We start from the raw sequence: 23,989 nt of genomic DNA, 5'->3' as shown, positions 1-23,989 counted from the left end.
ATACGCCCACTTCGCCGAGGAGTATCCAGTTCATGAATTTCCCCAGTCGCCGCGTCCGGACTGATGCGGCGTCACTAGAAGCGGTCATTCCCCTTCACGACACCGCTCGTCCGATCCAGCGCGCAGTACGTTCACTGGTGGAACAGCGAAGCCTTCTCGAGAAGGCGGGGGCAACACTCGAGATCTCGATCATCTGCCATAACATCACAGCTGCGTCGGTGAGGTCCGCACTCGGCGAGGAGCTGATCGAGGGCGTCTCACTGCGGGAGTTCAATGACGGTGTCTACTCGCCGGCCGGCCCGAAGAATCACGCCCTCCAGGAGTCACAGGCGGACTATCTCACGTTCGTCGACTCCGACGACTATGTGGAACCGGGGGCGCTGGAAGCCTGGTTCATGACGGCGCAACAGACCGGTGCGGATGCAGTTCTGGCACCCATCCGTACGACGACGGGGGCCATCCTGACCACTCCCTGGCTTCGCCCTTCCAAACCTCTGATACTCGACCCGGTACGCGATGGGTTGGCGACACGCAGCCTGCCGTTCGGACTACTCCGTCGGTCCTACGTAGATCACATAGGTTTCCATTACATGGCAGGGCTCCGCACGGGCGAAGACCTCGAACCAACTCTTCGGCTCTTCTTCATGGGTGGGCGGATCGCCTACCCCTACGGCAGCTCCGCATACTGCCAGACCGATGATGCGGGAGAGGGCCGGGTCACAGCGGCCGTGTCACCTCTGGAGGAAGAACTGGCCTGGTTCGCCCCATTGGCGGAGCAGAGGTGGGTCAGGAGTATCTCGGGACCGGGACGTAGCTCCATTGCAACCAAGCTCATGCGCATTCACGGTATCGGTACATTACGGCGCCGCGGAGAAATCGCCTCGCGAGCGGCAGCGGGAGATTCCGCCGGCGTGCCTACAGCGGGCTCCGTATGGAGTGCCGAGGAATCAGCCGTGTGGCGGGCCTTCCACGAGGGGGTGAAGGAGCTGTCCGGGGACAGCCTGGGATCCCTGAGTCTTCGCGATGCTCGCCTCGCTCGGGCCGCACTCGCAACAGACGACGCAGCCGGTCTGGCGAGCGCAGTACAGGCCTATGATTCCGCACGCCGCTGGGACGTGTTGATGACCGAGAATCCACGGACAGCACTGGGTAGGAACTCGATCATCCGCCACTATGTGAACGAACGTCGGCGGCGAACAACGGGCGCTTTCGCCGCCCCGCCTGCTCCGGATTCGCCGCAGTAGGAGGTGCAGCAGACCGGATCCTCCGCTTGCGCTACCGCAGCATGGCAGCAGCGGGCATGAAGCGAAGGGGTGATTCAGGGCTCAGAGTTGCTTCAAACGAATGAGGGAGTACGGTCTTCAACTGCCCGAATTTGCGCCTCGCCGACGCAAGCTCCTGTAGTCCCGCCGCGCCCACAGACGGATCCAGAATGGCGCGCACGAGTCGATGGTCTGCGACGCTGAGTGGATCCAGGGCGCTCGGGGCATGCTTGAGGAGTCCCGAGAGCAGAGTAGCGAGCTCCGCCCGGTCATCTGCGGACCAACCACCCGAATCGAAACGGGTCTGCACCAGCCCGAACACATGCACACGGACGAGCTTCACGATGATCGCCCGCCGATCGGCACTGCTTCGTCCCTGGAACCAGTCGCCCTCGACCAGCTTTGTGGCGAACTCCAGCTCCGCCTCGACTGGGCGGCGGGCGAACGTCACTCGGTCAGCCGCAGCTGCTCCCACCACGTAGTGTCCGGCACCACGGGCGTAATCGATCCGGCCACCTCCGAACCACAGCCTGGAAGTAAACTCCTGGTCGTCCCCCGTCGGAAGACCAGGAGTGAAGCGCAGGCCCAGTCTCGCGAGCTCGCTCCTGCGGATGAGCCCCAGCGGAGCTGTGCGGTAGGACAACCGGTCCTTGATCGGGTCGAGCCGATGCCGTCGGCCCGGGCGCAGCACCGGCGTGCGGATCTTCCGTCCGTCCGCGTGCCGTTCCGGAGCGATGACTGCGTCGGACGCGTGCCGTTCGGCCACCGAGGCCCACCCCGAGATGGATCCACCTTCAACCGCGTCATCACTTCCCATCACCCCGACGTAGCGACCCGTCGCATGGGCGAGTCCATGATTAAGGGGGCCGGCAGGGCTTGCAATGCCGTCCTTCAGTTCCAGGAAGCGCACCAAGGAACGGTGGTGGTCCGGTATCCGAGCAGCGATCGTCTCCTCGGAGATATTGTGACAGACCACCGTGATCCTCAGGCCCCCGACCTGCCCTACCCGTAGCCCACCGTCGAGGAGCGATCGAACGGCCTCCTCGATAGGGCGCGACGCGCTGTGGACGGCGATGACCATGTCGACCAAGGGTTCCTGTGACTCCTGGTCGGCGGGTCTGCGCTTCCTATCCATCAACCTCGGACCTCTCGGTCAGCGCGCCCCGCTGCGTTGCGTACCTTGCGGCGGCATAGGCCTCGGTGAACAGACCGCCGACCACGCGGCTGTTGAATCGCTCGCGGATAGGGAGTGCGATCTCCGTCGGTGCACGCCCGGCCCACAGCGCGGTTGCTTCCAAGATCGCCAGACCCAGGTTCTCCGCGGTTGGCCGTTCGACCAGGACGCTGTTCGTCGAATCGCAGTAATCGTCGTAGCCACCGGCAAGGGCCGCAACCACTGGTCGCCCGCAGGAAAGCGCCTCCGCAGCCGCGGTGAAGAAGTTCTCCTGTTCGGAGGGGAGGAAGAAAATGTCAGCCTCCTCCATGCCCGGGAAGACCTCCTCGGGAGGTACCGCACCCCGCAGCTGGATGCGTTGGGAGATACCGAGTGCCGAGGCATGCTCGAGTACCTCACGCTCGAGCACCCCTGCGCCGATCCACTGCAGAGTCGCGTCCTCCCCACGATCGGTCAGCCAATTGACGGTATCCACCGCGAGCAAGGGCCGCTTGCGGGGAACGAGGCCCCCGACGGCAACGAGCTTCAAGACCTCTCCCCTCGACCACGGCCGCAGCGGGCGGTTGTTGTCGACGACGCAGGGGACAACCCTGGCCGCCGCAGGGCGGGCGAAGTGCTGTAACCGCTCCGTGAGCTGCGTGGTCACTCCCGTCACCACATGCGGAAAGCGTAGAAGGTTCCTGAGCCAGGCGAAACGCCGCCACAAGGGCCCTACGCTCGCCGGATTGGTAACGCCGTTCCAGTGCTCGGTGTGAACCCACGGCATGCGTGTGACGAGCCACACCGGTAGCACCATCAGGATCGTCGAGAAAGCCATCGAGTGCAGGACGTCCGCGTGCCTCATCTCCCGTCGGAGAGAGGTCAGCACGGTGAGGACGCTCCAAGGACGCTTGAGGTCGAGCGAGATCCGCGAGACATGAACGCCGTCGAACGTCTCGGTGACCGCCGCGGCAGAGGAACGGAGCCGCACGTGCACCACCCGAACCGTATGGTCCGACTGGATTGCCCTGACATGCTCATGATTAAACGGGGCCTGCGTGGGCGTCTGGACGGAGGGGTACCAGGTGGACACGACGAGTACTCTCATACGACGTCACTGCCCCTCACCGACAGGCCTCCGCCGACCATTCCGGCAGCGGCACGGAGCGCCGCGCCGGCGTCGGGTCCGGGCGTCGTCCTGGGCTGTGCGATCACCGGTCAAGGCTACCGCACGGCAATCCGGCCGCAAGCGGCCCGATCGCTCAGTCGGTGCTCGGAGGAGGGGTGCCGTCTCGGTGGAGCGGTGGACGACGCTCCACCGACGAATCTCTCCGCTCACTGCCACCCGATGTGTTCGAGTGTCTGGTCGCCAGCCCTATAGGCTGACGGAATGCGTATCCTGAGTGTCGTCGGTGCCCGCCCCCAATTCGTGAAACTCGCTCCCATCGCCCACGCCATGAAGGGTAGAGCGGAGCACCTGATCGTGCACACCGGCCAGCACTACGACGAGATCATGTCTGACGTCTTCTTCCAGGATCTCGGCATACCTGCTCCCGATTTCAACCTCGGGGTCGGTTCCGGGAAGCACGGGAAGCAGACGGGCGCCATGCTGGGGGGGCTTGAGGAGATCCTCGAGGACGTGAAGCCGGACTGCGTCCTCGTGTACGGTGACACGAACTCGACGCTCGCGGCGGCTCTGGCCGCCGTCAAGCTTCACATCCCCCTCGCGCACCTCGAAGCCGGCCTGCGCTCGTTCAACCGCCGCATGCCCGAGGAACACAACCGCGTTCTCACGGACCACGCCGCGGATCTTCTGCTCGCTCCTACCGAGGTGGCAATGGATCACTTGGCACACGAGGGGCTGGCAGGACGCAGTGTCCTGGTCGGCGACGTGATGACCGATGTCCTGTTCAGTACCAGGGCTGCTGTCCAGTCCCGTGAGGAGCCCTTACCGCACGGCATGACAGCAGGCGCCTACTACGTCAGCACCATCCATCGGCCGGACAATACCGATGACCCGGCACGTCTCGAGCAGATCGTGAGCTCGCTCGCGTCCCTGGACAAGCCGGTGGTACTGCTGGCCCACCCACGACTGGTCGACCTGGCGCGTCGACACGGGCTAGACCTCCAGGCAGGAGCGATCCAGGTCGTCCCGCCGTTGGCCTACCCGCAATTGATCAACTCCGTGATGAATAGTGCAGGCGTGATCACCGACTCCGGTGGACTGCAAAAGGAAGCTTTCCTCCTGCGTGTCCCCTGCACCACGATCAGGCCCGAGACGGAGTGGGTGGAGACGGTTCAGCTCGGCTGGAACGTGCTGGTGTCAGACGATCTTTCTTCACTCGCCGCCGTGGTGCAGCGCTCATCTCCGGCATCCACCTCGGCCGCTCCGTACGGTACGGGAGAAGCGGCTGCCGCAGTGGTCAGCGCCCTGCTGGAACAGCGCTGACCACCTCGGCCGCTGCGCGCCGCCCAGCCATACGCAGGGATGCATTGGCCTCCACCCACGACGAACGTGTGGCTCGTCGAGTGTCGTGCGCCTCGAGCACCTGCAGCATGGCATCCGCGATGTCGACGGCAGAGTAGTTGCTCACGGAGCCGAGGTCGTTGTCGATCACCATCTGCGCGCCATCGCCCGTTCCCGCGAAGATCACCGGGATCCCGCACGAAGCTGCGGCGTAGATCTTGGTCGGCTTGGCGAAGTCGTAGCCCTGGCCCGGCACGATACTCACGAGAGAAGCCGTCGCACCACGGAGCCATCGTGCAGCCTCATCAGGCGGCACGACGCCGTTGAACAGCACTCGACCGGGTGCCACTTCCCTGGCTCTCGACTGCAGAGCGGCCTCGGCGGAACCCTGCCCGAAGAAGTGCAGCCGTACATCAGGGTGGCGCTGCAGCACGAGTACCAGCGCGTCGATGAAGACACCGGCCCCCTGCCACTCCGACATGGTCCCGGTGTAGACGAAGTAACGATAGCCGGGAGTCGCCGTCGGCCCCTCTGCAGAGAACGTATCGGTGTTGACACCGTTACCGACCACGACCACGCGAGCGGGATCCACACCGAATTGACGTGTCTGCTCCGCGACACCGTCGGAGATCGCAACGACTTTTCGTGCCCTACGAAGGGCAATCCCCTCCAGGACCTTCATAAGTCCAACCACGGGAGCGGGCGCGTCCGTCGCGGCAAGTGCGTCGGTCCAGATATCGGCTGCGTAGTAGACGTACCCGCGGCGTCGTAGGAGCGATGACGCCGCGACCATGATCCCCGTGGTCGGAGGCGGTTCGGACACCACGATGTCCGCACGGCTCCACAGGAGCCGGAAGAACAATGGTGCATCGAAACTCAGGTACTGCACGTAACCACGGACGTTACCCCCGGCGTCCCGCAGCACGGGCCATCGCTTCACCGCGGGCTGTGCGGGGAGCCGCGGACCGGGCGGGTGAGTGGTGAGCACGGACACTTCAGCGCCCACCTCGGCAAGACCGCGAGCCAGTGCTTCGAGGCGGAAGGCGGCGGCTCCCACTTCGGGCGGGTATAACCGCGTTGCTATGGTGACCTTCAGCGCCACGCAGCGAGACCGATCGTCGACTCCGTATCGGCGGACTCGATCATCGCCTCCGCGACGCGCAGCGTATCGAGGCCCTCGCGCATGGTGACGGTGTTGTCGGCGACACCGAGAGCGGCGTCGCGAAATGCCTCGAGTTCCGAACGTAGCGGCTCCCTCTTCGTCAACGCCAAGCGCGTGACATTGCCCTCCGACACGCCGCGGAAGTTGGAGACGGCCTCCCACTCCGTGGTGAAGGTCCCGTTCTCGTAGAACGTCAGATCGGCGGTGAGAGTGTCGGCCACGAAGGCGCCCTTCTCACCCGTCACGACCGTCAGCCGCTCCTTCATGGGGGAGAGCCAGTTCACCAAGTGACTCGTGATCACGCCGTTCTCCAGCCGGCAGGACGCCGTGACCATATCCTCGTGCGGGCGACCGGACCGGGTGCTGGTCCGCGCTGAGACCGAGGCGAAGGGCGACTGTGCGAGCCACGATGTGAGATCGATGTCATGGGTGCCGAGGTCCTTGACCACGCCGACGTCGGCAATTCGGGCAGGAAAAGGTCCCTGTCGCCGCGTGGCTATCTGGTAGACATCCCCGAGATCGCCGGACTCCAGCCTGCTACGCAAGGACTGCAGGGCCGGGTTGAAACGCTCGATGTGCCCTACTGCCCCGACGAGGCCGGCACCCTCGAACGCCTCGACCAGTCGCTGACCCGATGCCAGCGTATCCGCGATGGGTTTCTCCACGAGGGTATGGACTCCCGCGGCCGCGAGGGCCAGGCCCACGGTCTCGTGCAAACCGGTGGGGACGGCGCACACCGCCAGATCGAGATCATGGGCAATGAGTTCGTCCACGGAGCCGCACATGGGCAGGTTTCCGGCTGCACCATGGGGATCACCGTAGGCGTCCGCCACGGCCACCAGTTCGAGTCCTTCGACCTCACGGATGGCGCGCGCATGGTGGCGCCCCATCATACCCAGACCGATGAGGCCTACCCTCAGATCGGCCATGCGCTAGGCCCCCGCCTTCGCCAGCGCGTTGACCGCGGTGACGATCCGGTCCAAGTCCTCGTTGTCGAGGGACGGATGGACTGGCAGGGAAAGGACTTCCTGCGCCGCGATCTCGGTGTTGGGAAGGTCCTCGGTACGTGCGAACGAGGGCAACCGGTGATTCGGAATCGGGTAGTACACGCCCGACCCGATGTTGTACTCGTCCTTCAACGCGGCGGCGAAACGGTCTCGGTCTTCTCCCACGCGCACGGTGTACTGGTGGTACACGTGGACGGCGTCGGCCGCGACCTTCGGCGTCGTAACTCCCTCAATGTTCTCGGTCAGGAACGCCGCGTTCGCCTGGCGCTGCTCCGTCCACCCGTTCACCTTGGTCAGCTGGACCCGGCCGATCGCCGCGTGCAGGTTGGTCATCCGGGCATTGAACCCGACAACCTCGTTCTCGTACTGCTTCTCCATGCCCTGGTTCCGCAGGAGCCGCAGGCGGCGCTCGATCGCAGGGTCCGACGTCGACACGATACCGCCCTCCCCCGAGGTCATGTTCTTCGTCGGGTAGAGGGAGAACATCGCGAACTCCCCGAAGGTCCCCACCTTGTGGCCACCGAGCGATGCGCCGTGTGCTTGGGCGGCGTCCTCGAAGAGGGCGATACTGTGCTGGTCGGCCAGCGAGCGATACGCAGCCACGTCGGCTGGGTGACCGTACAGGTGCACCGGCATAATGCCCTTCGTCTTCTCCGTGATGAGACTGGCCACGTGCTCGATGTCGAGGCAGTAGTGGTCAAGCTCGATGTCGGCGAACACGGGGGTGGCTCCGGTCAGAGCGACGGAGTTCGCCGTGGCCGCGAAGGTGAAGGAGGGGACGATGACTTCGTCGCCGGGCCCGATGCCTGCGGCGAGGAGACCGAGGTGGAGTCCGGTGGTGCCGGAATTCACGGCGACGGCTCCGCGGCCGTCGAGAAGCACCTCCGAGAACTCCTTCTCGAACTCCGCGACTTCGGCTCCCTGAGCCAGCATGCCCGAGAGCAGGACGGCGTCGACCGCGGCGCGCTCCTCGTCACCGACGATCGGCTTTGCTGCGGGAATGAATCTGTTACTCATGCCTCTACCCCTACCTGCGTCAGTGATCCGTTCGATTCTTCGTAGACCTCAGCGGTCTCGGGACATATCCAGTGCCCGCCGTCGTTCCTCAGGGGGTGCCCCGCCCTCCCCACCCAGCCGATGCGCTTCGCGGGCACGCCCGCGACGAGCGCGTGGGCCGGCACGTTTTTCGTGACGACCGCACCTGCGGCGACCGTGGCCCAGGCTCCGATGACGACCGGCGCCACACACACCGCTCTGGCTCCGATCGAAGCACCTCGTTCCACCGTGACGCCCACCGGGATCCAGTCGTGGGCGCTCTTGAGGTCTCCCTCGGGAGTGATGGAGCGGGGATATGTGTCATTGGTGAGAACCACTGCCGGACCCACGAACACGCCGTCTCCGAGCACTGCGGGTTCGTACACCAGGGCGTAGTTCTGGATCTTCGAGTTTGCCCCGACCTCGACTCCCGTGCCCACGTAGGCGCCGCGACCGACGATGCAGTTCTCGCCGAGCCTGACGCCTTCGCGCACCTGTGCAAGATGCCAGATCTTCGAGCCGTCACCCACGATCGCGTCGGGCGATACATCGGCTGTGTCAGCTACAAGGGTCACGCTGTTCCTCTTCCTAGTAGTTCGTCATCAAGAACACCACCGCGCTTCCTGCGAGACGCGCTGCTGCTGTCCTCGGTCAAGCCTTACCGATCACCCGATAAGTCACGCCAGCCCACCGATCTGCGCTACTGACGCGACGGCCGTCGACGAACGCCTTGACGCCGGGAAGATCTGCCGGGGACAGCTCCGAGTACTCCGCATGGTTCGCCTGTACGACGGCGGCATCCGCCGGCTCACCGAAATGGTAGGGCGTGAATCCGAGCTTCTCGAGTTCCTCATCGGTATAAAGGGGATCGTGCACCAGCGGAACCGCACCCCGGGCGATCAGTGATTCGACAGCCGCGAAGACCCCCGAGAAGGCGGTCTCCTTCACGCCTCCACGGTACGCCGCACCGAGGACGACCACTCGGGCCTGCTCCAGAGATCCGTACGCGCCCTCAAGCAAACCGATCGTATAGTCTGGCATGTCCGCGTTTGCTTCCCTGGCGGCTCGCACCACAGTGGCCGCGGGGTCGTTCCAGAGGTAGAGCCGCGGGTACACGGGAATACAGTGTCCGCCGACGGCGATACCCGGCTGGTGAATGTGGCTGAAGGGCTGCGAGTTGGATGCATCGATCACCTGATAGATGTCGATCCCTGCGGTCGAAGCGTAGCGTGCGAACTGGTTGGCCAGACCGATGTTGACATCACGGTAGGTCGTCTCGGCAAGCTTGGCCAGCTCCGACGCCTCTGCCGAACCGAGGTCCCAGACTCCGTTCCCACGCTCCAGGTCAGGGCGATCGTCGAAGTCCAGGACCGCCTCGTAGAACTTCACCGCTGCTTCTGCTCCGGCGGGAGACAGACCACCGACCAGCTTCGGGTACTTGCGCAGGTCCTCGAAGACACGTCCGGTGAGGACCCGCTCGGGGGAGAACACGAGGTGGAAGTCCTCACCTTCGACGAGACCGCTACCGGACTCGAGCGCGGGCTTCCAGCGATCACGCGTGGTGCCTACGGGGAGGGTGGTCTCGTAGGACACCAGGGTGCCGGGTGTGAGATGGCGTGCGAGCTCAGCGGTCGCGGTGTCCATCCAGCCGAAGTCGGGCTTAGCGTCCGCGTCGACGAAGAGCGGGACCACCAGTACGACGGCGTCGGCACTGGGAACGGCCTCGGCATAGTTCGTCGTCGCACGGAGCTTTCCTGCCGGCACCAGCTCGGACAGCATCTCCTGCAGATGCGCTTCGCCGGGAAAGGGTTCGATCGCGTCATTGACGTTAGCAACGGTGGTCGGATTGACATCTACACCGATCACCTCGTGCCCCTTCGAGGCGAACTGCACCGCCAAGGGGAGTCCGATCTTACCCAGGGCAATGACTGCGATCTTCACGTAATACCTTCCATGTCAGCGGCCAGCGCTCTCCCGTTGGTCCTGGACAAGCTTATAGGTTGTTACCCCTACCTCGACCGCCTTGACGGAGACCACGGATCCGCCATCGGGATCGAGGTCATATCTTCCCCACTCGTATAGGTGTCAAACGGGGCAACTGTTCAGGAATCACAAGCTTCAATCTCGTAGATCCTTGCTCCATCGCCGCTGGTGTCGACCAGTCTGAGGTCTTCACGATCCACACCGATGATCGTCAGACCAACCATGTCCCGCCGGTGGACGATGTCCGGCAGATACCGACGAGTGTCGTCGTAGAAATGGGTTACTCCATACTCTGCCAACAACCGACAGATTCGCGGGTTCCTGTCGATGCGGTTGAAATTTCTACCGAGGTATCTGGCGTCGGCATCCCATGATCCAGACAGCGTCCTGAAGACGGTATCCACACCGGCCAGGGAGTACAGGAGCGCCGCACCCGACGTCGGGTCCCCCAGTACCACGGCGTCCTCAGGGAGCTCCTCCCCCAAACGCTCGATGAATCTCAATTCTGGAAGACTTGCGAGTCCGTCCTCCCACTGTAGGTGTTCCCAGTAGTCGGCCGCGAGGCGAGAAGTACGCTCCTCGGTCCTGAAATCCTTTGTTTGCGGGTATAGGAGCGCCGCGATTCCGACGAGGATGACAAGGGACGCCACCAGCGCTGCGACAGGTTCACGTAGTGTCACGTTCGACCGGGCTGCGAACAAAACCATGGCTTCGACAGTGCGAAGAACCGCGTATGAGGCCAACAGACTCGTGAAGATCGGCACCAGTCCTCCCAGCCTCACCGGATCGGAGTACCAGAAGCCGACAAGCGGCCGAAGCACCGTCTGCTCCCCCGCTGCGGCGACATACAGCACGATGCTTATGGTCCAACTGACCGAGACCCAACGATGTTCACGCAGCATCAATGTCATGACGACGCCGGTGGATGCGAGCAGACCGGCCACCCAGAATGGCTCCTCGTTACCGTGGACCAGCGGCATCAGCATGGTGTCGAAGATCGCAGAACCAATTGCATCAGTCGCCGGACCTACAGGGGTCGTTTCGAAGAAGAAGACCGACCGTAGTTGGGGAACAATCGCGATTGCCGCACATACAAGTACGATGCCGAGCAGCGGAAGTGCGGCACCGAGCCCCGCTCGTATTCTCTTGCCTCGCTCGATCAGCGCGATCACTGACGTGGTGTAGCGGTGGATGAGGAACGGAGCGGAGAGAAAGACCGCCGCGATAGGTGCCGTGGGATGGCACAGAGCCGCACCGACGAGTGCTGCAGCAAGGATCAGAGCCAGACGGCGCCGGGCTGCGGCGTCCGTGCTTCGGGAGGTGACTGTGAGCGTCAGCCCGATCAGCATCGGGACCAGAGCTGTTCCCATTGCCGCCGGCCATACCGTTCCGTACGAGATCATACGAGCCGGGAATGCCACGAAACCGGATGCGATGATCGGCGCGAGGAGGGGTAGCCACGTGTGCTTCGGGAAGGCGACCCGTGCAAGGTAGGCCATGGATAGCGGCCATATGATGCAACTCAACACGAGGGCAGCGACGTTCAGACTGACCGAGATGGGTAGACTGCCGACGGTGAGGCTCACGAGATCGTGCCACGCACCCGGGTAGTAGGCTGGCGCGTCGTTGTTCGTCGCCACTGCACCGAGGGTGAGACTCGACCCATTTCCGGTATCGAGAATGTACCGAATGGCGCTGTGATGATAGACGGAATCCCAGGTCAGCGCTGGGTAATCCGGTCTCCTCATTCCGTCCCGAAGGGGCGCGAAACTGACGACCGCCGCAATGACGACGCCCACCAGCGGAGCGAAACGGCGCATGCGCCGTACCGCTCGCGATCGCTCGGCCTTAGAAACGGTCTCCCGCTCCGCGATTTCTCCGATCGGAGCGCGGTTCCGCGCGCGGAAGAAATGCGTCAGGAGCACACCCATCAAGACTGCCACCGCAGTGATACCTATATAGCTCCATACACTCCACCGGATGCCGACGAACCCGAGGAGGATCGCGCCGATACCCCCGAGTGCCAAGGACAGGGCAGGTGCCACGGCGAATGCTGCCAGACCCCGCATCCGTCCGACGAAGGCCAGGACCAAACCGGGGAGGAAGAACACGGCCAGCATCGCAACAGCAACTGGAACGGTGGTCACCCAGCTCATCGGGTGTGTGGCCAGATCGGTGCGGCTGCTGACTTAATGACGACCCCTCATGGACGCCACCACGTCTTCCACGGCCCCATCGAGAACCACGCGACCATGATCGAGGAGCACACCTCTCCGACATACCTTCGATACGAGGTCCAGATCATGGCTCACGACGACGAGGGTTTTACCTGCATCCCCCAATTCTTTGATCTTGTCCAAGCACTTCTTCTGGAATGGCTCGTCACCCACCGCCAGGATCTCATCGATGAGGAAGATCTCGGGGTCCGTGTGGATGGCAACCGAGAAGGCGAGTCGTAGGTACATGCCGGAGGAGTAGAACTTGACCTCTGTGTCGATGAACTGCCCGATCTCCGAGAAGTCCAGGATGCTCTCGAAACGTTCATTGATCTGCTGCTCGGTCATGCCGAGGATGGCACCGTTGAGGTACACGTTGTCGCGCCCACTGAGATCGGGGTGGAAGCCAGCACCCACCTCGATGAGGCCGGCAACCCTCCCTCGTGTGCGCACAGAACCGCCGTCGGGGAGCATGACGCCCGAGATATGTTTGAGCAGGGTCGACTTCCCGGAACCGTTGAGGCCGAGAAGCGCCACCGATTCACCCTGATGCACCTGGAGGGACACACCATCCAATGCGTGGAACTTCTGCGATAGATCGCCTTTGCGACCCTTCATGATCCAGACAAAAGCCTCTTTGATGGAGCGGGTGTGCCGGAGGACGAACTGTTTGGAGATCGACTGCACGTCAACTGCAATAGTCACTGTCATAGCTCCTGGGCGAATCGGCCCTCAAGGCGCCGGAAGGTGAATTGCCCCACAATGAGCACGACGATTGCTGTCGCTATTCCGATCGGGGTCCACAGATCCAGGATGTCAGGAGGAACAGCCTGTAGCTGGTCTGTGCGGGGTGAGGTTGTCGTCGGCATCCAGAAGGCAAAATGGAACAGCTCGACCGCAATGGTCAGTGGGTTGGCCTGATAAATGGTATGCAAGACACCTCCGGTACTGGCCCCGAACGCATCGAAGAGCCCGTCCCGGACCATCGTCCACGAATATAGGACAGGTGAGGCCCAGGTAGCGATCATCAACAACATGTCGACGAAGTTCTCGGAGTCCCGAAAATACACATTGACTGCCCCGAAGAACAGACCCAGGCCGACAGCCAACAATGTCACGATAGTAAATCCGGCTACCGCCGCGGCAAGTTGTACAGGACCGGGGTTCCACCCACCGATGACACAGGCGATCAGCAGCACGACGAGCTGAGGAACGAAGTGAACTGCAGAAACCCAGACGGATGCCACGGGAAACAATTCCCGTGGTAGGTAGATCTTCTTGATCAGACCACCGTTGCCGACGATAGAGCGCGCGGCATTGCCGAGCGCCTCATTGAAGTAGTTGATGAGCACGATGCCGGAAAACAGGTAGATCGGGTAGTTCTCGGTGTTTCTGTTCATGCCGAGGAAGATTCCGAGCGCGAACCAGAAGACAATGAACTGGACCCCAGGCTTAACGTACGACCATAGAAGTCCCAGGACGGAACCCCGGTAGCGGACCTTCAGCTCTTTGGCGACGAGTAGACGCAGCAGGTAGCGCGAGCGCAGGACATCGCGAAGGCCGCCGCCGAAGCCCGGCGTCATCAACTCCGCAGTGGCCATGTCACTGGCCCTTTGACGAGTGGGACTCAAAGGTCTTCTTCCATGACTCGAAGGAGGTGATGTCCTCCAACGCCTCCCGGTACTGCTCGCGCAGGCTCGGCCACCGGCGAAGAATCTCTGCGTTCAGTCGAGCGGCCTCGACAAGAAGCCCCCGCATCTCACGCGGGTCACGTCGGTACCAGGACGACCCTGTGCCCTCTGCGTTGGAGACGATCGCGCTGTCGTACTGCGACATACGCCACCACTTGTTGTCCTGATGGGCGACGAACGCTTGTGGTCGTTCCTGACTCGACATGGACACCGGTGAGCTGAGCTGCCGAACAATCGTCTTCACGGCCCATGGAACGAGGGTTGTATAGGACGGTGCTCGGAAACCCTGCCCCTTACGTGGAGGCTTGTCCATCTTCGGAGTCGGGAACATGTCAGGGTCAGGATGCACCTGTGCATCCGAGTAGTTCTTGGCCATCGTGCGGATCTCGGGCAACTTCGTGGCAAGAATGCCGTGTAGCTGGCCCGGTCCCTCCAAGACGTCTCGCATGGCCATCACGCGGCCTCGCGCCGTGTGGTATTGCATGGAAACGAGATGCTTGATGTCCGAATACCCCGATTCCCGGACGACCCGCCCGCCGTGCTCGTACGGGCTGTGCAGGAGCGCTGCGACGATTCTGTTGCGGGTGTGGAAGTAGGCTTGCCAGCCGACCATGTCGTCCTTGTCGATCCAAGAGACGTGCCACACGCCGGCTCCTGGCATCGAGACAGTAGGATAACCGGCCTTCTTCGCGCGAAGCCCGTACTCGGCGTCGTCCCACTTGATGAAGACCGGTAGTGACAGGCCGATCTCACGGATGATGGAGGTAGGAATGAGGCACATCCACCACCCGTTGTAGTCGACGTCCACGCGACGATGCAGCCATGGCGTGTGCCGCAGGTTCGACCGAGCAAAATCATGTCCGAGGACCTGCTCGTCGAGGGGCTGATCGGGTTGGAACCGGTACGGGTTCACGATCTCGCCGAACGTGTGCAGGACAGTCCGGTTGTAAAGATCGAACATGTGCCCGCCGACTATCGTGGGCGACTTGCAATGCGTCGCAAATGATACGAGACGGGGGATACTCTCCGGTTCCACCACGACGTCGTCGTCCAGCAGCAGTACGAAGTCGCTCCCGTTCTCCACCGCTTCGAACATGCCCCGTGCGAATCCACCGGAACCGCCAAGGTTGTCCTGGTCGATGATCCTCAGCTTTCCTTTCAACTGAGCTCGCACGGCTTCGAACCCCGGTTGATCCACTACTTTCTGGGTACCCTGGTCGACGATGAGGATCTCGTGCACATCCCCGATCGCGCTGGGGTTCGCCGCGAGAATCTCGAGATTGTTGAGGCAGAAGTCCGGCTTGTTAAGGGTTGTGATCTCGAGGGTCACGGCGCCTCTTCTCGGCTCTTCACCACCGGCGAGCCAGTCGGCATCGTGCAACACGAGAGTTCTGCTTCCGGCGACGAGATCGAACCAGTACCAGCCTCCGTCACCGAAGGGCTGGAGGGACAGGTCAAACGTACTCGTCGTCGTTCCGTCCACCCTGGCCGTTTCGACGTGCTGGAGGGCACCACGGGCATTGGACTTGTAGACCGAGACCACTCCTGAACCTTCGGTGCGGACCTGCAGTCGCACCTTCTGGAGAGTGGTCCATCGGCGCCAGTAGCTCGCCGGAAATGCATTGAAGTAAGACCCGAACGATACGCGTTCACCTGGGCGTACCGACGTCGATCGGCGAGATCGGAAATCTTCGACGTGGACTTCACGAGTGGAATCGGCCACGGATCCTGAGCTCGACCCCGTGGACGACTCGACCGCGCTTCCGTCATTGGTACTCACCTGGATTCCGAAAGCACTACCGGTATCGAGGTACAGCGCGGCCGTATCCATCTGGTCCTGCTGCGGCAGAACCACCCGCTGCAGAGTGTGCCACTGAGGACTCTGTGCTTCCGCATCATCCGTCGACACCGCGGCTTGAGAGATCTGCGTCATGCGTCCACGCCCCCACTTTCGAGTTTGGCTCCCGACGTGAAGTGGGGTGCGAGCTTGTTGTCGAACATGGACAGTGCGGACCCGATCGCCATGTGCATGTCGAGATACTTGTAGGTGCCCAGCCGTCCGCCGAACAACACCGACTTCTCACCCTTGGCGAGGTCGCGGTAGGCGAGGAGCTTCGAGCGGTCGTCGGTGGTGTTGATCGGGTAGTACGGTTCGTCGTCCTTCTCGGCGAAACGCGAGTACTCCCGCATGATGACGGTCGCATCCTTCGTGTAGTCGCGCTCCGGGTGGAAGTGGCGGAACTCGTGAATCCGGGTGTAGGCAGCGTCCTCGTCGGGATAGTTCATGACCGGGCATCCCTGGAAGTCCTCCACAGGGAGTACTTCTTCCTCGAGATCGATGGTGCGCCAGGAGAGATCCCCCTCGGCGTAGTCGAAGTATCGGTCGACAGGGCCGGTGTAGACGACGGGCACCTGTCCGAGCGTGGACGAGCGCGAGTACTCGCCGCCCTCGTCGAAGAAGTCCATGTTGAGGTGGACGTCGATGTTGGGGTGGTCCGCCATCCGCTCGATCCAGGCGGTGTACCCGTTGACCGGAAGACCCTCGTACTTGTCGTTGAAGTACCGGTTGTCGTAGTTGTAGCGCACGGGGAGCCGGGAGATGATCTCCGCCGGCAGGTCCTTGGGGTCGGTCTGCCACTGCTTGCCCGTGTAGTACTTGATGAACGCCTCGTACAGCGGACGGCCGATGAGCTGGATGCCCTTGTCGTTCAGGTTCTGCGGATCCGTGCCGGCGAGCTCGCCGGCCTGCTCCTGGATCAACGCTCGCGCCTCTGCGGGTCCGAGGGCTGCACGGAAGAACTGGTTGATGGTGCCGAGGTTGATCGGCATGGGATACACCTCGCCCTTATGGCGCGTGTAGACCTTGTGCACGTACTGCGTGAACTCCGTGAAGTTGTGGACGTAGTCCCACACCCGCTCGTTGGAGGTGTGGAAGAGGTGAGCACCGTAGCGGTGCACCTCGATCCCGGTGCGTGCCTCGTTCTCGCTGTAGGCATTCCCACCGATGTGGTGACGGCGATCGAGGACGGCGACCTTAAGCCCGAGTTGGGTGGCCGCCCGCTCAGCGATGGTCAGGCCGAAAAAGCCTGAACCGACGACGACGAGGTCAACGTTCACGAATGCTCCTGGGTTGATTTTTGGCAGTCGCCAACGACGGCGATCTGCGGCTTAAGGCTACCCGACGTTCTGAGAAGGGTTTGCGACCAGCGTTCCTCTGATACTTCGTCCTCGCTCTATTGGGTACACCGAGTTGTCCACATCGGCACACGCACCCACCATCATGCGACAGTTCCGCTCTAGCCTTCCTGGTAACCCTGAACGGAGGCTCCTGTGGATCTTCACGTCACCCTGGCGAGTGCTCCCCCGAGCGCCCGGCCTGCACAGGAGATCGTCGTGGACACGATCAGGATCCCCACCGGCGCGGTGCTGTGCGAGCGCCTGGAACGAGCCGGCGTCCCCGGACCGTTCTCGGTGGACGGCGTTCCGTTGCACGGACTGGTCCCGCACCAGGGAGCACTCATGAACGGGGCCACGGTGGTGTCCGGCGCGCCGGACGCCTCCGGGACCTCCCCGACGCCGCCCCACCTCGTCCTCGTGGTGCGGACGGGGCCCGATGCCGGGCAGGTGGTCCCGCTGACGCGCGGTCACTACACGATCGGACGCGAGGTCGGCGACATCGTCATCGCGGACCCGGCGCTCTCCCGCCGGCACGCACGGCTGACCGTCGCCCAGGACCACATCCTCCTCGAGGACCTCCGCTCCGCCAACGGCACCCATGTCGACGACACCCCGATCGACTCCGCCGTCATCACCGTCGCGGCAGAACTCCGGTTCGGATCCAGTACCTGCCGGCTCGAGTTCCTCGATGACGAGGGCTGGGACGGCCCCGGTGGGCCGGACCTGCTGCAGCCGTTGCAGGTGGGCCCCGCCATGCCCGCCCCCCCCCCCCGGGTCCCGCTGCTCGCCGCGTCCCTGCCGCTCGTGCTGGGGGTGGTTCTGGCCGTGACCCCCGGCATGTGGTTCTTCCTCGCCTTCAGTGCGCTCTCGGCGGCGACGGGCCCCGTTCCCCCCCCGCCCTCCCCCCCCAATGCGACGGTGTTCAGGGAGGCCGTCCGGGACGCCGCCTCCCAGGGCGCTCTGCGGCGCGTCCGGGCGGTTCCCGACCCGGGGCAGACGGCGGTGGACGCCCTGCGCGCCTCTTATGGCCCGGCCTCCGCTCCGCGACCCATGGCCCGGGTCCGTCCCGGGCAGGTGCTGCTGAGGCTGGGGACCGCCGACCAGCCGGCACAGCTGTCCGTGAAGCAGGAGCAGGCCACCTCCCCCCCGCCACGGCTGCCCGGCCTGCCGTTCGTGCTCCCCTGCCCGGCCGGGAAGCCGGGGAGCACCATGGACCCGTTCACGGTCAGCGGTGAGCCGGCCGCGGTCCACGCGCTCGCCCGGGCCCTCCTGCTGCAGCTCGCCCACCCGCGGGCCGGCGGTGTTCCGGTGGTGTGCTGGGGGGAAGCTCGCGATCTGCCGACGCACGCGCGCTTCCTGCCGAACGTGCACCTCACGACCGATCCACAGCGGGTGCGGCCCCTGGTGGAAGAGACCGGGGCGCGCGTGGTCCTCCAGTTCTCCGCAGCCGAGCCCGGGGGCCATACGCTGCCGGGCGTCCTGACCGTACGGTTTCGTCCGGGCGCCCGGACGGGCCCGGACGGCTCCCACGACGGCATGGTGATCATGGGGGATTCTGCGCGCGTCCTCACCCACGGCTCGGTCCACGAGGTGGCGGTCGACGGTGTCTCCGCGCGATCCTTCGAGCGCACCGCACGAGCCCTGGGGCGCACGACGGTTCCGGGCCGGGGTACGACGCCGCGTGACGGGGCGACGGTACCGGTGCATCACGCGAGCAGGGCCCTTCCACGGACCGCATCCCTGTGGGGTGAGACCCTCCTGCCGGGACAGCTCGCATCCACGGTGGGCGGGCTCTGGGGATCCTCCGTCCCGGAGCACCCCACGGCGCGGCTCGGCCGGTCCGGGAGGGGACCCGTGGTCCTCGATCTCGTCAAGGACGGTCCGCACGTGCTCGTCGCGGGGACCACGGGTTCGGGGAAGTCGGAGTTCCTGCGCACCCTGGTGCTGTCCCTGGCCCTCGACCAGCCACCCGAACAGCTGAACTTCGTCCTCGTGGACTACAAGGGCGGTTCCGGGCTCGGCGTGCTCGCGGGGCTCCCTCACTGCGTGGGCAGCCTGACCGATCTCTCCTCCGAGTCCACCGCCCGAGCACTCACCTCCCTGCGGGCCGAGCTACGACGGCGGGAGCGCCTGTACGCCGATCAGGGCGTCCATGATCTCGACGCCCTGCGCAGAGCAGCACCCTCCGACTGCCCTGCCCGCCTCGCGGTGGTGATCGACGAGTTCCGGATGCTCAGCGACGAGGTACCGACGGCCGTACCGGATCTCATGAAGATCGCCGCGCTGGGCCGATCACTGGGCGTGCACCTGATCCTCGCGACGCAGCGGGCCCAGGGTGCGGTGACCCCGGACATCAGGGCGAACATCACCTCGTCGGTCGTGCTGCGGGTGCAGACCGCGATGGAGTCGCAGGACCTGCTGGGCTCGGGGGCAGCCGCAGACCTCCCGGTGGACATCCCCGGACGGGCGTTCCTGCGCAGGGGTACCGAGGCGCCGATCCTCTTCCAGGTCGGCTCCTGCTCGCAGCTGCCCGGGGAGGATCCCTCCTCGGGCGTGGAGGACTTCGCCGTGCACCTCGGGGCGGTGACCTCGCAGGCCTCGTGGGCGGGCGTAGGCGACGACGTCCGAGCAGTCGGGAGTGCCGTGCAGAACAGCAGTGCCACGTCCGATCCCCGCCAGGACCGGAGCGCCCCGCTCACGATGACCGCACCGGGAGGCGAGCGTTCCGCCGAGATCCTGCCCGACGTCGTCGGACAGCTCACGCTTGCCGCCCTCGCCCAGCCCGGCCCGACGCATCGGCACGCACCGATCCTGCCGCCCCTCCCATCCTCTTTGACGCCTGCACGGTGCGCGGGCGTCCTGCCCGCGGATCCCGTGGCGTCCGACACATCCGAGACACCCGGTTCCGTACCGCTCGGCATCGCGGACTTCCCCGACCGGCAGGAACAGCGAAGCCTGCTCTGGGACCCCGTACGGCACTCCCACCTGGCCCTCGTGGGTCTTCCCGGCAGCGGCGCCACCGGTGCACTCGCCACGGCGTTGGCCGTCTTCCTGCGCCAGACCCCGGATGCACACGCCTACCTCCTCGACGGTGACGGTACCTTCGCCGCGTGGCCCGCGTCCGCGCAGGTCGGGGCCAGGATCCAGGCCCGCGAGACCAGACGTGCCGCCCGGGTCCTCGCACGCCTGCGTGATCTCACCCTGCGCGCCGATGACGCCCCACCGATCGTCCTGGCCGTCACGGGGTGGGGACGCTGGACCGGTCAGTTCCGGCAGGGCAGGTTCGCAGGGGCGGAGGAGGACCTCCACACCCTCGTGCGGGACGGCGCACAGAACGGCGTGACAGTGCTCCTGAGCGGTGACCGGGAGGTCACCACGGCCCGCTTCTTCGCGCTGGTGCCGAATCGCGTGTACCTACCGTTCGGGGCGCACCCGGAGACCACGATGACCTGGCCCCGGTTGCCGGCCCTCGATGCCCTGCCGGGTCGGGGGTTCGCCCAGGGCCCGTTCACCGGACGGTGGGGTGACGGCGCATGTCAGCTCCTGATCGCTCCGGCACCACCACCTCGCGCCGTGCGGCCGCCCCTGCACGCACCCTTCCCCGTGCACGCGCTCCCCCGTGAGGTGCGGATCCACGATCTCGAGGAGCTGGAGGGGTCCGCTCCCCCCGAGGCCCCGGGACTGCTGCTGGGGGTCCACGGTGATGACCTGGAACCGTTCCGGCTCACTCTCGGAGGGGGTGAGGCCCACCTGCTGCTCGGAGCAGCAGGATCGGGTCGCAGCAACGCCCTCCGGGTCCTGGCGCGCACCGCCGCCCGGCAGGTAGGAGGACGGCGGGTGGTCCTCCCACCCCGGTGGGACACAGGGGCCGCGGACTTCTGGAGGAGCGTGGCCATGGATGGTCCGGGGTCCGGGACCCCGGAGAACCGGCTCCTCCTGGTGGACGACGTGGACCGTCTGCCCGCGGACGTGCAGCAGCTCCTCTCCGGCCTGGTGGGCCGCGGTGCCACGGCGGTGCTGGCCGCAGCCCCGGGTCCGTCGCTCCTGAGCCGGGTGCCGCTCGCGCTCCAGGCCCGCGCCTCGGGACGGGGCCTGGTGCTCATGCCACGCTCACCCTCGGAGGGTGACTTCTTCGGGCACCGTCTGGACGTCGACGGGCCGCCGATCCGGGGCCGGGGATTCGTCTGCGAGCCGTCGGGCGCCACGGAGATCCAGCTCGCCCTCGCCGGTGAGGACGATCCCGGGGACGCAGGTGCCCACCGTCCTCCGGCACGGCTCACAGCATCGTCTGCGTTCCGTTCGTCCGTACGGTGAACTGCACCACCGGCCTCGAGAAGGGCGCGACGATGCCCCCCGCCGCAGGGACCAGGAGCAGCAGACCGATCACGGGGTTGCCGTCCGAGAAGTAGGGGAAGGCGAGGATCACCAGGAACAGCTGGAGCACCAGGGAGGGGGCACGCGGCCAGCGGAACCCGGCCAGCAGCTTGCGCACCATCGTGACCAGCCCGGCGACGAGCAGTACCAGCAGCACGGCCATGAACACGGAACCACCGACCGAGAGGGTGGCGGCCGAGAAGATCGTCCCGACGAAGCCGACGGCGAGCACGCCCGCGGCGACCGCTTCCAGGAGCAGGATCAGGCAGATCAGCAGGACGCCGCGCGGTCGGGGCGGCCGGCCAGGGCCGGGGACGGGGCTTGGAACCGGAGCCATGCTCGAACCCTACCGGACCGTACGTCTCCCGCCACGGCGGGAATCGGACCCCATCTGTGACAAAGCACTCACCCGTGGGGCCAGAAAGCGCGGTGAAACCCTTGTTTACCCGTTGGTAACGTGACAGCCTTAAAAGCAGTCGAAAATCGGGGGGCCACTTATGGCCCCTTTACTATGAGCCCCCTCGTGAATCTTTTCACAAGATCACGCTGCGCGAGGCTGAAGGAGAATGTGATCACCATGGATTGGCGTAGTCGCGCAGCCTGCCTGGACAAGGACCCCGAGCTCTTCTTCCCGGTGGGGAACACCGGGCCGGCGCTCCTGCAGATCGAGGAGGCCAAGAGCGTGTGCCGTCGTTGCCCGGTGCAGGACACCTGCCTGCAGTGGGCCATCGAGTCGGGTCAGGACGCCGGCGTGTGGGGCGGTCTGAGCGAGGACGAGCGTCGTGCGCTCAAGCGTCGCGCAGCTCGCGCGCGCCGGGCTTCGTAGGCGCACGCGTCCCAGCAGGAGCCCTGCCCCGGTCGGAGGAACGGCCACGGAGCGGGGACGGACGAACAGCAGGACCGGACGAAGGGCCGCCTCGAGGGCGGCCCTTCGTCGTACCCGGCCGGGTGGGCTCAGCCACCCGGATTACGCTGCGCCAGCTCGAGCATCACCTGCGTACCGCCTCCGGGGCGGGTGCTCCACTCGATCGTGCCGTTCAACTCGCTCGTCACGAGCGTTCTGACGATCTGCAGGCCGAGCCCCTCGGCGTGACCTCCCGGCGGTAGGCCCACGCCGTCGTCCGCGATGGTGACCTGCAGGATCTCCTCGCCGTCCTTCTCGGTGCGTCGATCCGCGTTCAGCCACACCGTCCCGGTGCGGCCGGAGAGTCCGTGCTCCACGGCGTTGGTCACCAGCTCGTTGATCACCAGGGCGAGCGGTGTCGCGAGGTCACTGGGCAGTTCACCGAAGTCCCCGCTGCGCTCGGTGCGCACAGCCTGTGACGGCGATGCCACCTCCGCGGAGAGCCGGAACTGCCGGGAGATCAGCTCGTCGAAGTCGACGCTCTGGGCCAGGCCCTGGGACAGCGTCTCGTGGACCAGGGCGATCGTCGAGACGCGCCGCATCGCCTGTTCGAGGCCGAGTTTCCCCTCCTCGCTGACCATCCTCCTGGACTGCATGCGCAGGAGGGCCGCCACCGTCTGGAGGTTGTTCTTCACCCGGTGGTGGATCTCCCGGATGGTGGCGTCCTTCGAGACGAGTTCCATCTCCCGGCGCCGCAGTTCGGAGACGTCACGGCAGAGCACGAGCGCCCCGAACCGCTCCTTCTCGTCCCGCAGCGGGATGGCCCGGAGGGAGAGGCTGACCCCCTTGGACCCGATCTCGGTCCGCCACGGCATCCGCCCCGTCACCACGAGCGGGAGCGTCTCGTCCACCATGCGGCGGTCCTTCAGCAGGGCCGTGGTGATCTCCGCGAGCGGCCTGCCCTCGAGGGTCTCCACGTCACCGAGCCGACGGAACGCGGACACCCCGTTGGGACTGGCGTACTGCACCACACCGTCGGCGTCGAGACGGATCAGTCCGTCACCCACCCGCGGTGCTCCGCGCCGGGAACCCGTCGGCGTCGCGAAGTCCGGCCAGAGGCCCAGGGTGCCCATGCGCAGGAGGTCGTAGGCGCACTGCCGGTAGGTGAGCTCCAGCCGGGACGGCATCCGGGAGCTCGAGAGGTCCATGTGGGTGGTGACGACGGCGAGGGTCCGGCCGTTGCGGACCATGGGGACGGCCTCCACGCGCATGGCCGTCTCGGCCGTCCAGTTCGTCTCGCTGGAGCGCTCGATCCGCTGCGACTCCCAGGCGAGCTCGACGAGCGGCTGGAGATCGGCGCGGATGCGCTCGCCGACGAAGTCGCTGTGGAACACGGTGTGGGAGGTGGACGGTCTGGCGTGGGCGAGGGCCACGTATCCGCCGCCGTCGAGCGGGAACCACAGGGCCAGATCGGCGAAGGCGAGATCCGCCACCATCTGCCAGTCCCCCACCAGGAGGTGGAGCCACTCCGCGTCGCCGGGTTCGAACCCCGCGTACTCGCGGATGGGGTCGGTGAAGATTGCCATGGGGTCCTTTACGTCGCTCGGTCCGGCGCCGT

The 23,989-nt window shown here is 65.2% G+C and carries 18 protein-coding genes; 4 read left to right on the top strand and 14 right to left on the bottom strand.

The window, feature by feature from the left end:
- Positions 1 to 32: 32 nt before the first annotated feature.
- Positions 33 to 1,244 (top strand): glycosyltransferase family A protein, encoded by a 1,212-nt coding sequence (locus AC792_RS05535; protein ID WP_082177485.1) that lies wholly within the window; start codon positions 33 to 35, stop codon positions 1,242 to 1,244.
- A 31-nt stretch (positions 1,245 to 1,275) separates the two neighbouring features.
- Here the strand turns inward: AC792_RS05535 and AC792_RS05530 are convergent, their stop codons facing one another.
- Positions 1,276 to 2,343: a glycosyltransferase gene (locus AC792_RS05530; protein WP_160317616.1), complete on the bottom strand. Its 1,068-nt coding sequence runs from the start codon at positions 2,341 to 2,343 to the stop codon at positions 1,276 to 1,278.
- A gap of 46 nt (positions 2,344 to 2,389) precedes the next feature.
- Positions 2,390 to 3,508, bottom strand: coding sequence for a glycosyltransferase (locus AC792_RS05525; protein ID WP_160317615.1), 1,119 nt, complete (start codon positions 3,506 to 3,508; stop codon positions 2,390 to 2,392).
- A gap of 297 nt (positions 3,509 to 3,805) precedes the next feature.
- Here AC792_RS05525 and wecB point away from each other — a divergent pair, with 297 nt between their 5' ends.
- Entirely contained in the window at positions 3,806 to 4,864 is a 1,059-nt protein-coding gene (gene wecB / locus AC792_RS05520; RefSeq protein WP_049829571.1) for a non-hydrolyzing UDP-N-acetylglucosamine 2-epimerase, read from the top strand.
- Here wecB and AC792_RS05515 read toward each other — a convergent pair.
- From AC792_RS05515 to glf, 10 genes are all read right to left on the bottom strand, one after another.
- Positions 4,839 to 5,939 (bottom strand): glycosyltransferase family 4 protein, encoded by a 1,101-nt coding sequence (locus AC792_RS05515; RefSeq protein ID WP_049829623.1) that lies wholly within the window; start codon positions 5,937 to 5,939, stop codon positions 4,839 to 4,841. The two genes, wecB and AC792_RS05515, sit on opposite strands and share 26 nt — an antisense overlap.
- A gap of 35 nt (positions 5,940 to 5,974) precedes the next feature.
- The gene (locus AC792_RS05510; RefSeq protein ID WP_049829570.1) at positions 5,975 to 6,973 is read right to left on the bottom strand and encodes a Gfo/Idh/MocA family protein; all 999 of its coding nucleotides are present in this window, start codon (positions 6,971 to 6,973) and stop codon (positions 5,975 to 5,977) included.
- Between the two features lie 3 nt (positions 6,974 to 6,976).
- Positions 6,977 to 8,068, bottom strand: coding sequence for a DegT/DnrJ/EryC1/StrS family aminotransferase (locus tag AC792_RS05505; protein ID WP_049829569.1), 1,092 nt, complete (start codon positions 8,066 to 8,068; stop codon positions 6,977 to 6,979).
- Positions 8,065 to 8,661 (bottom strand): acyltransferase, encoded by a 597-nt coding sequence (locus AC792_RS05500; protein WP_049829568.1) that lies wholly within the window; start codon positions 8,659 to 8,661, stop codon positions 8,065 to 8,067. Before AC792_RS05500 ends, AC792_RS05505 begins: the two co-directional genes overlap by 4 nt.
- Positions 8,662 to 8,737: 76 nt before the next feature.
- Entirely contained in the window at positions 8,738 to 10,027 is a 1,290-nt protein-coding gene (locus AC792_RS05495; protein WP_049829567.1) for a nucleotide sugar dehydrogenase, read from the bottom strand.
- A 161-nt stretch (positions 10,028 to 10,188) separates the two neighbouring features.
- A complete protein-coding gene (locus tag AC792_RS05490; RefSeq protein WP_235436410.1) occupies positions 10,189 to 12,225 on the bottom strand; it encodes a DUF6541 family protein in 2,037 nt (678 codons plus the stop codon).
- 33 nt (positions 12,226 to 12,258) lie between these two features.
- Positions 12,259 to 12,996, bottom strand: coding sequence for an ABC transporter ATP-binding protein (locus AC792_RS05485; RefSeq protein ID WP_049829565.1), 738 nt, complete (start codon positions 12,994 to 12,996; stop codon positions 12,259 to 12,261).
- On the bottom strand, positions 12,993 to 13,886 hold the full coding sequence (locus AC792_RS05480; RefSeq protein ID WP_049829564.1) for an ABC transporter permease: 894 nt from the start codon (positions 13,884 to 13,886) through the stop codon (positions 12,993 to 12,995). The genes AC792_RS05485 and AC792_RS05480 overlap by 4 nt, the downstream gene beginning before the upstream one ends.
- Position 13,887: 1 nt before the next feature.
- A complete protein-coding gene (locus tag AC792_RS05475; protein ID WP_049829563.1) occupies positions 13,888 to 15,909 on the bottom strand; it encodes a glycosyltransferase in 2,022 nt (673 codons plus the stop codon).
- Positions 15,906 to 17,093, bottom strand: a complete 1,188-nt coding sequence (glf, locus tag AC792_RS05470; protein ID WP_049829562.1) for a UDP-galactopyranose mutase — start codon at positions 17,091 to 17,093, stop codon at positions 15,906 to 15,908. Before glf ends, AC792_RS05475 begins: the two co-directional genes overlap by 4 nt.
- Positions 17,094 to 17,306: 213 nt before the next feature.
- Here glf and AC792_RS05465 point away from each other — a divergent pair, with 213 nt between their 5' ends.
- Complete coding sequence (locus AC792_RS05465; protein WP_152916040.1) at positions 17,307 to 21,467, top strand: FtsK/SpoIIIE domain-containing protein; 4,161 nt, start codon at positions 17,307 to 17,309, stop codon at positions 21,465 to 21,467.
- On the opposite strand, the gene AC792_RS05460 is transcribed toward AC792_RS05465, so the two are convergent.
- Positions 21,430 to 21,864 carry a hypothetical protein gene (locus AC792_RS05460; protein WP_152916039.1) on the bottom strand — a complete coding sequence of 145 codons (435 nt, stop codon included), beginning with the start codon at positions 21,862 to 21,864 and terminating at the stop codon, positions 21,430 to 21,432. The two genes, AC792_RS05465 and AC792_RS05460, sit on opposite strands and share 38 nt — an antisense overlap.
- A 240-nt stretch (positions 21,865 to 22,104) precedes the next feature.
- On the opposite strand from AC792_RS05460, the gene AC792_RS05455 reads away from it, so the two are divergent.
- On the top strand, positions 22,105 to 22,353 hold the full coding sequence (locus AC792_RS05455; protein WP_043441485.1) for a WhiB family transcriptional regulator: 249 nt from the start codon (positions 22,105 to 22,107) through the stop codon (positions 22,351 to 22,353).
- 128 nt (positions 22,354 to 22,481) lie between these two features.
- On the opposite strand, the gene AC792_RS05450 is transcribed toward AC792_RS05455, so the two are convergent.
- On the bottom strand, positions 22,482 to 23,957 hold the full coding sequence (locus AC792_RS05450) for a sensor histidine kinase (RefSeq protein WP_049829559.1): 1,476 nt from the start codon (positions 23,955 to 23,957) through the stop codon (positions 22,482 to 22,484).
- Positions 23,958 to 23,989: the final 32 nt, after the last annotated feature.

The sequence above is a fragment of the Arthrobacter sp. RIT-PI-e genome (assembly GCF_001187915.1).
Lineage (GTDB): Bacteria > Actinomycetota > Actinomycetes > Actinomycetales > Micrococcaceae > Arthrobacter_D.
This window is presented reverse-complemented; position numbering and strand designations above follow the sequence as displayed.

Bases quoted from the DNA above. Each gene is read 5' to 3' on its own strand.
- AC792_RS05450 (WP_049829559.1), bottom strand. From the start codon at position 23,957: ATGGCAATCTTCACCGACCCCATCCGCGAGTACGCGGGGTTCGAACCC.
- AC792_RS05490 (WP_235436410.1), bottom strand. From the start codon at position 12,225: ATGAGCTGGGTGACCACCGTTCCAGTTGCTGTTGCGATGCTGGCCGTG.
- AC792_RS05480 (WP_049829564.1), bottom strand. From the start codon at position 13,886: ATGGCCACTGCGGAGTTGATGACGCCGGGCTTCGGCGGCGGCCTTCGC.
- AC792_RS05530 (WP_160317616.1), bottom strand. From the start codon at position 2,343: ATGGTCATCGCCGTCCACAGCGCGTCGCGCCCTATCGAGGAGGCCGTT.
- AC792_RS05505 (WP_049829569.1), bottom strand. From the start codon at position 8,068: ATGAGTAACAGATTCATTCCCGCAGCAAAGCCGATCGTCGGTGACGAG.
- AC792_RS05510 (WP_049829570.1), bottom strand. From the start codon at position 6,973: ATGGCCGATCTGAGGGTAGGCCTCATCGGTCTGGGTATGATGGGGCGC.
- AC792_RS05485 (WP_049829565.1), bottom strand. From the start codon at position 12,996: ATGACAGTGACTATTGCAGTTGACGTGCAGTCGATCTCCAAACAGTTC.
- AC792_RS05460 (WP_152916039.1), bottom strand. From the start codon at position 21,864: ATGGCTCCGGTTCCAAGCCCCGTCCCCGGCCCTGGCCGGCCGCCCCGA.
- AC792_RS05455 (WP_043441485.1), top strand. From the start codon at position 22,105: ATGGATTGGCGTAGTCGCGCAGCCTGCCTGGACAAGGACCCCGAGCTC.
- wecB (WP_049829571.1), top strand. From the start codon at position 3,806: ATGCGTATCCTGAGTGTCGTCGGTGCCCGCCCCCAATTCGTGAAACTC.
- AC792_RS05475 (WP_049829563.1), bottom strand. From the start codon at position 15,909: ATGACGCAGATCTCTCAAGCCGCGGTGTCGACGGATGATGCGGAAGCA.
- AC792_RS05535 (WP_082177485.1), top strand. From the start codon at position 33: ATGAATTTCCCCAGTCGCCGCGTCCGGACTGATGCGGCGTCACTAGAA.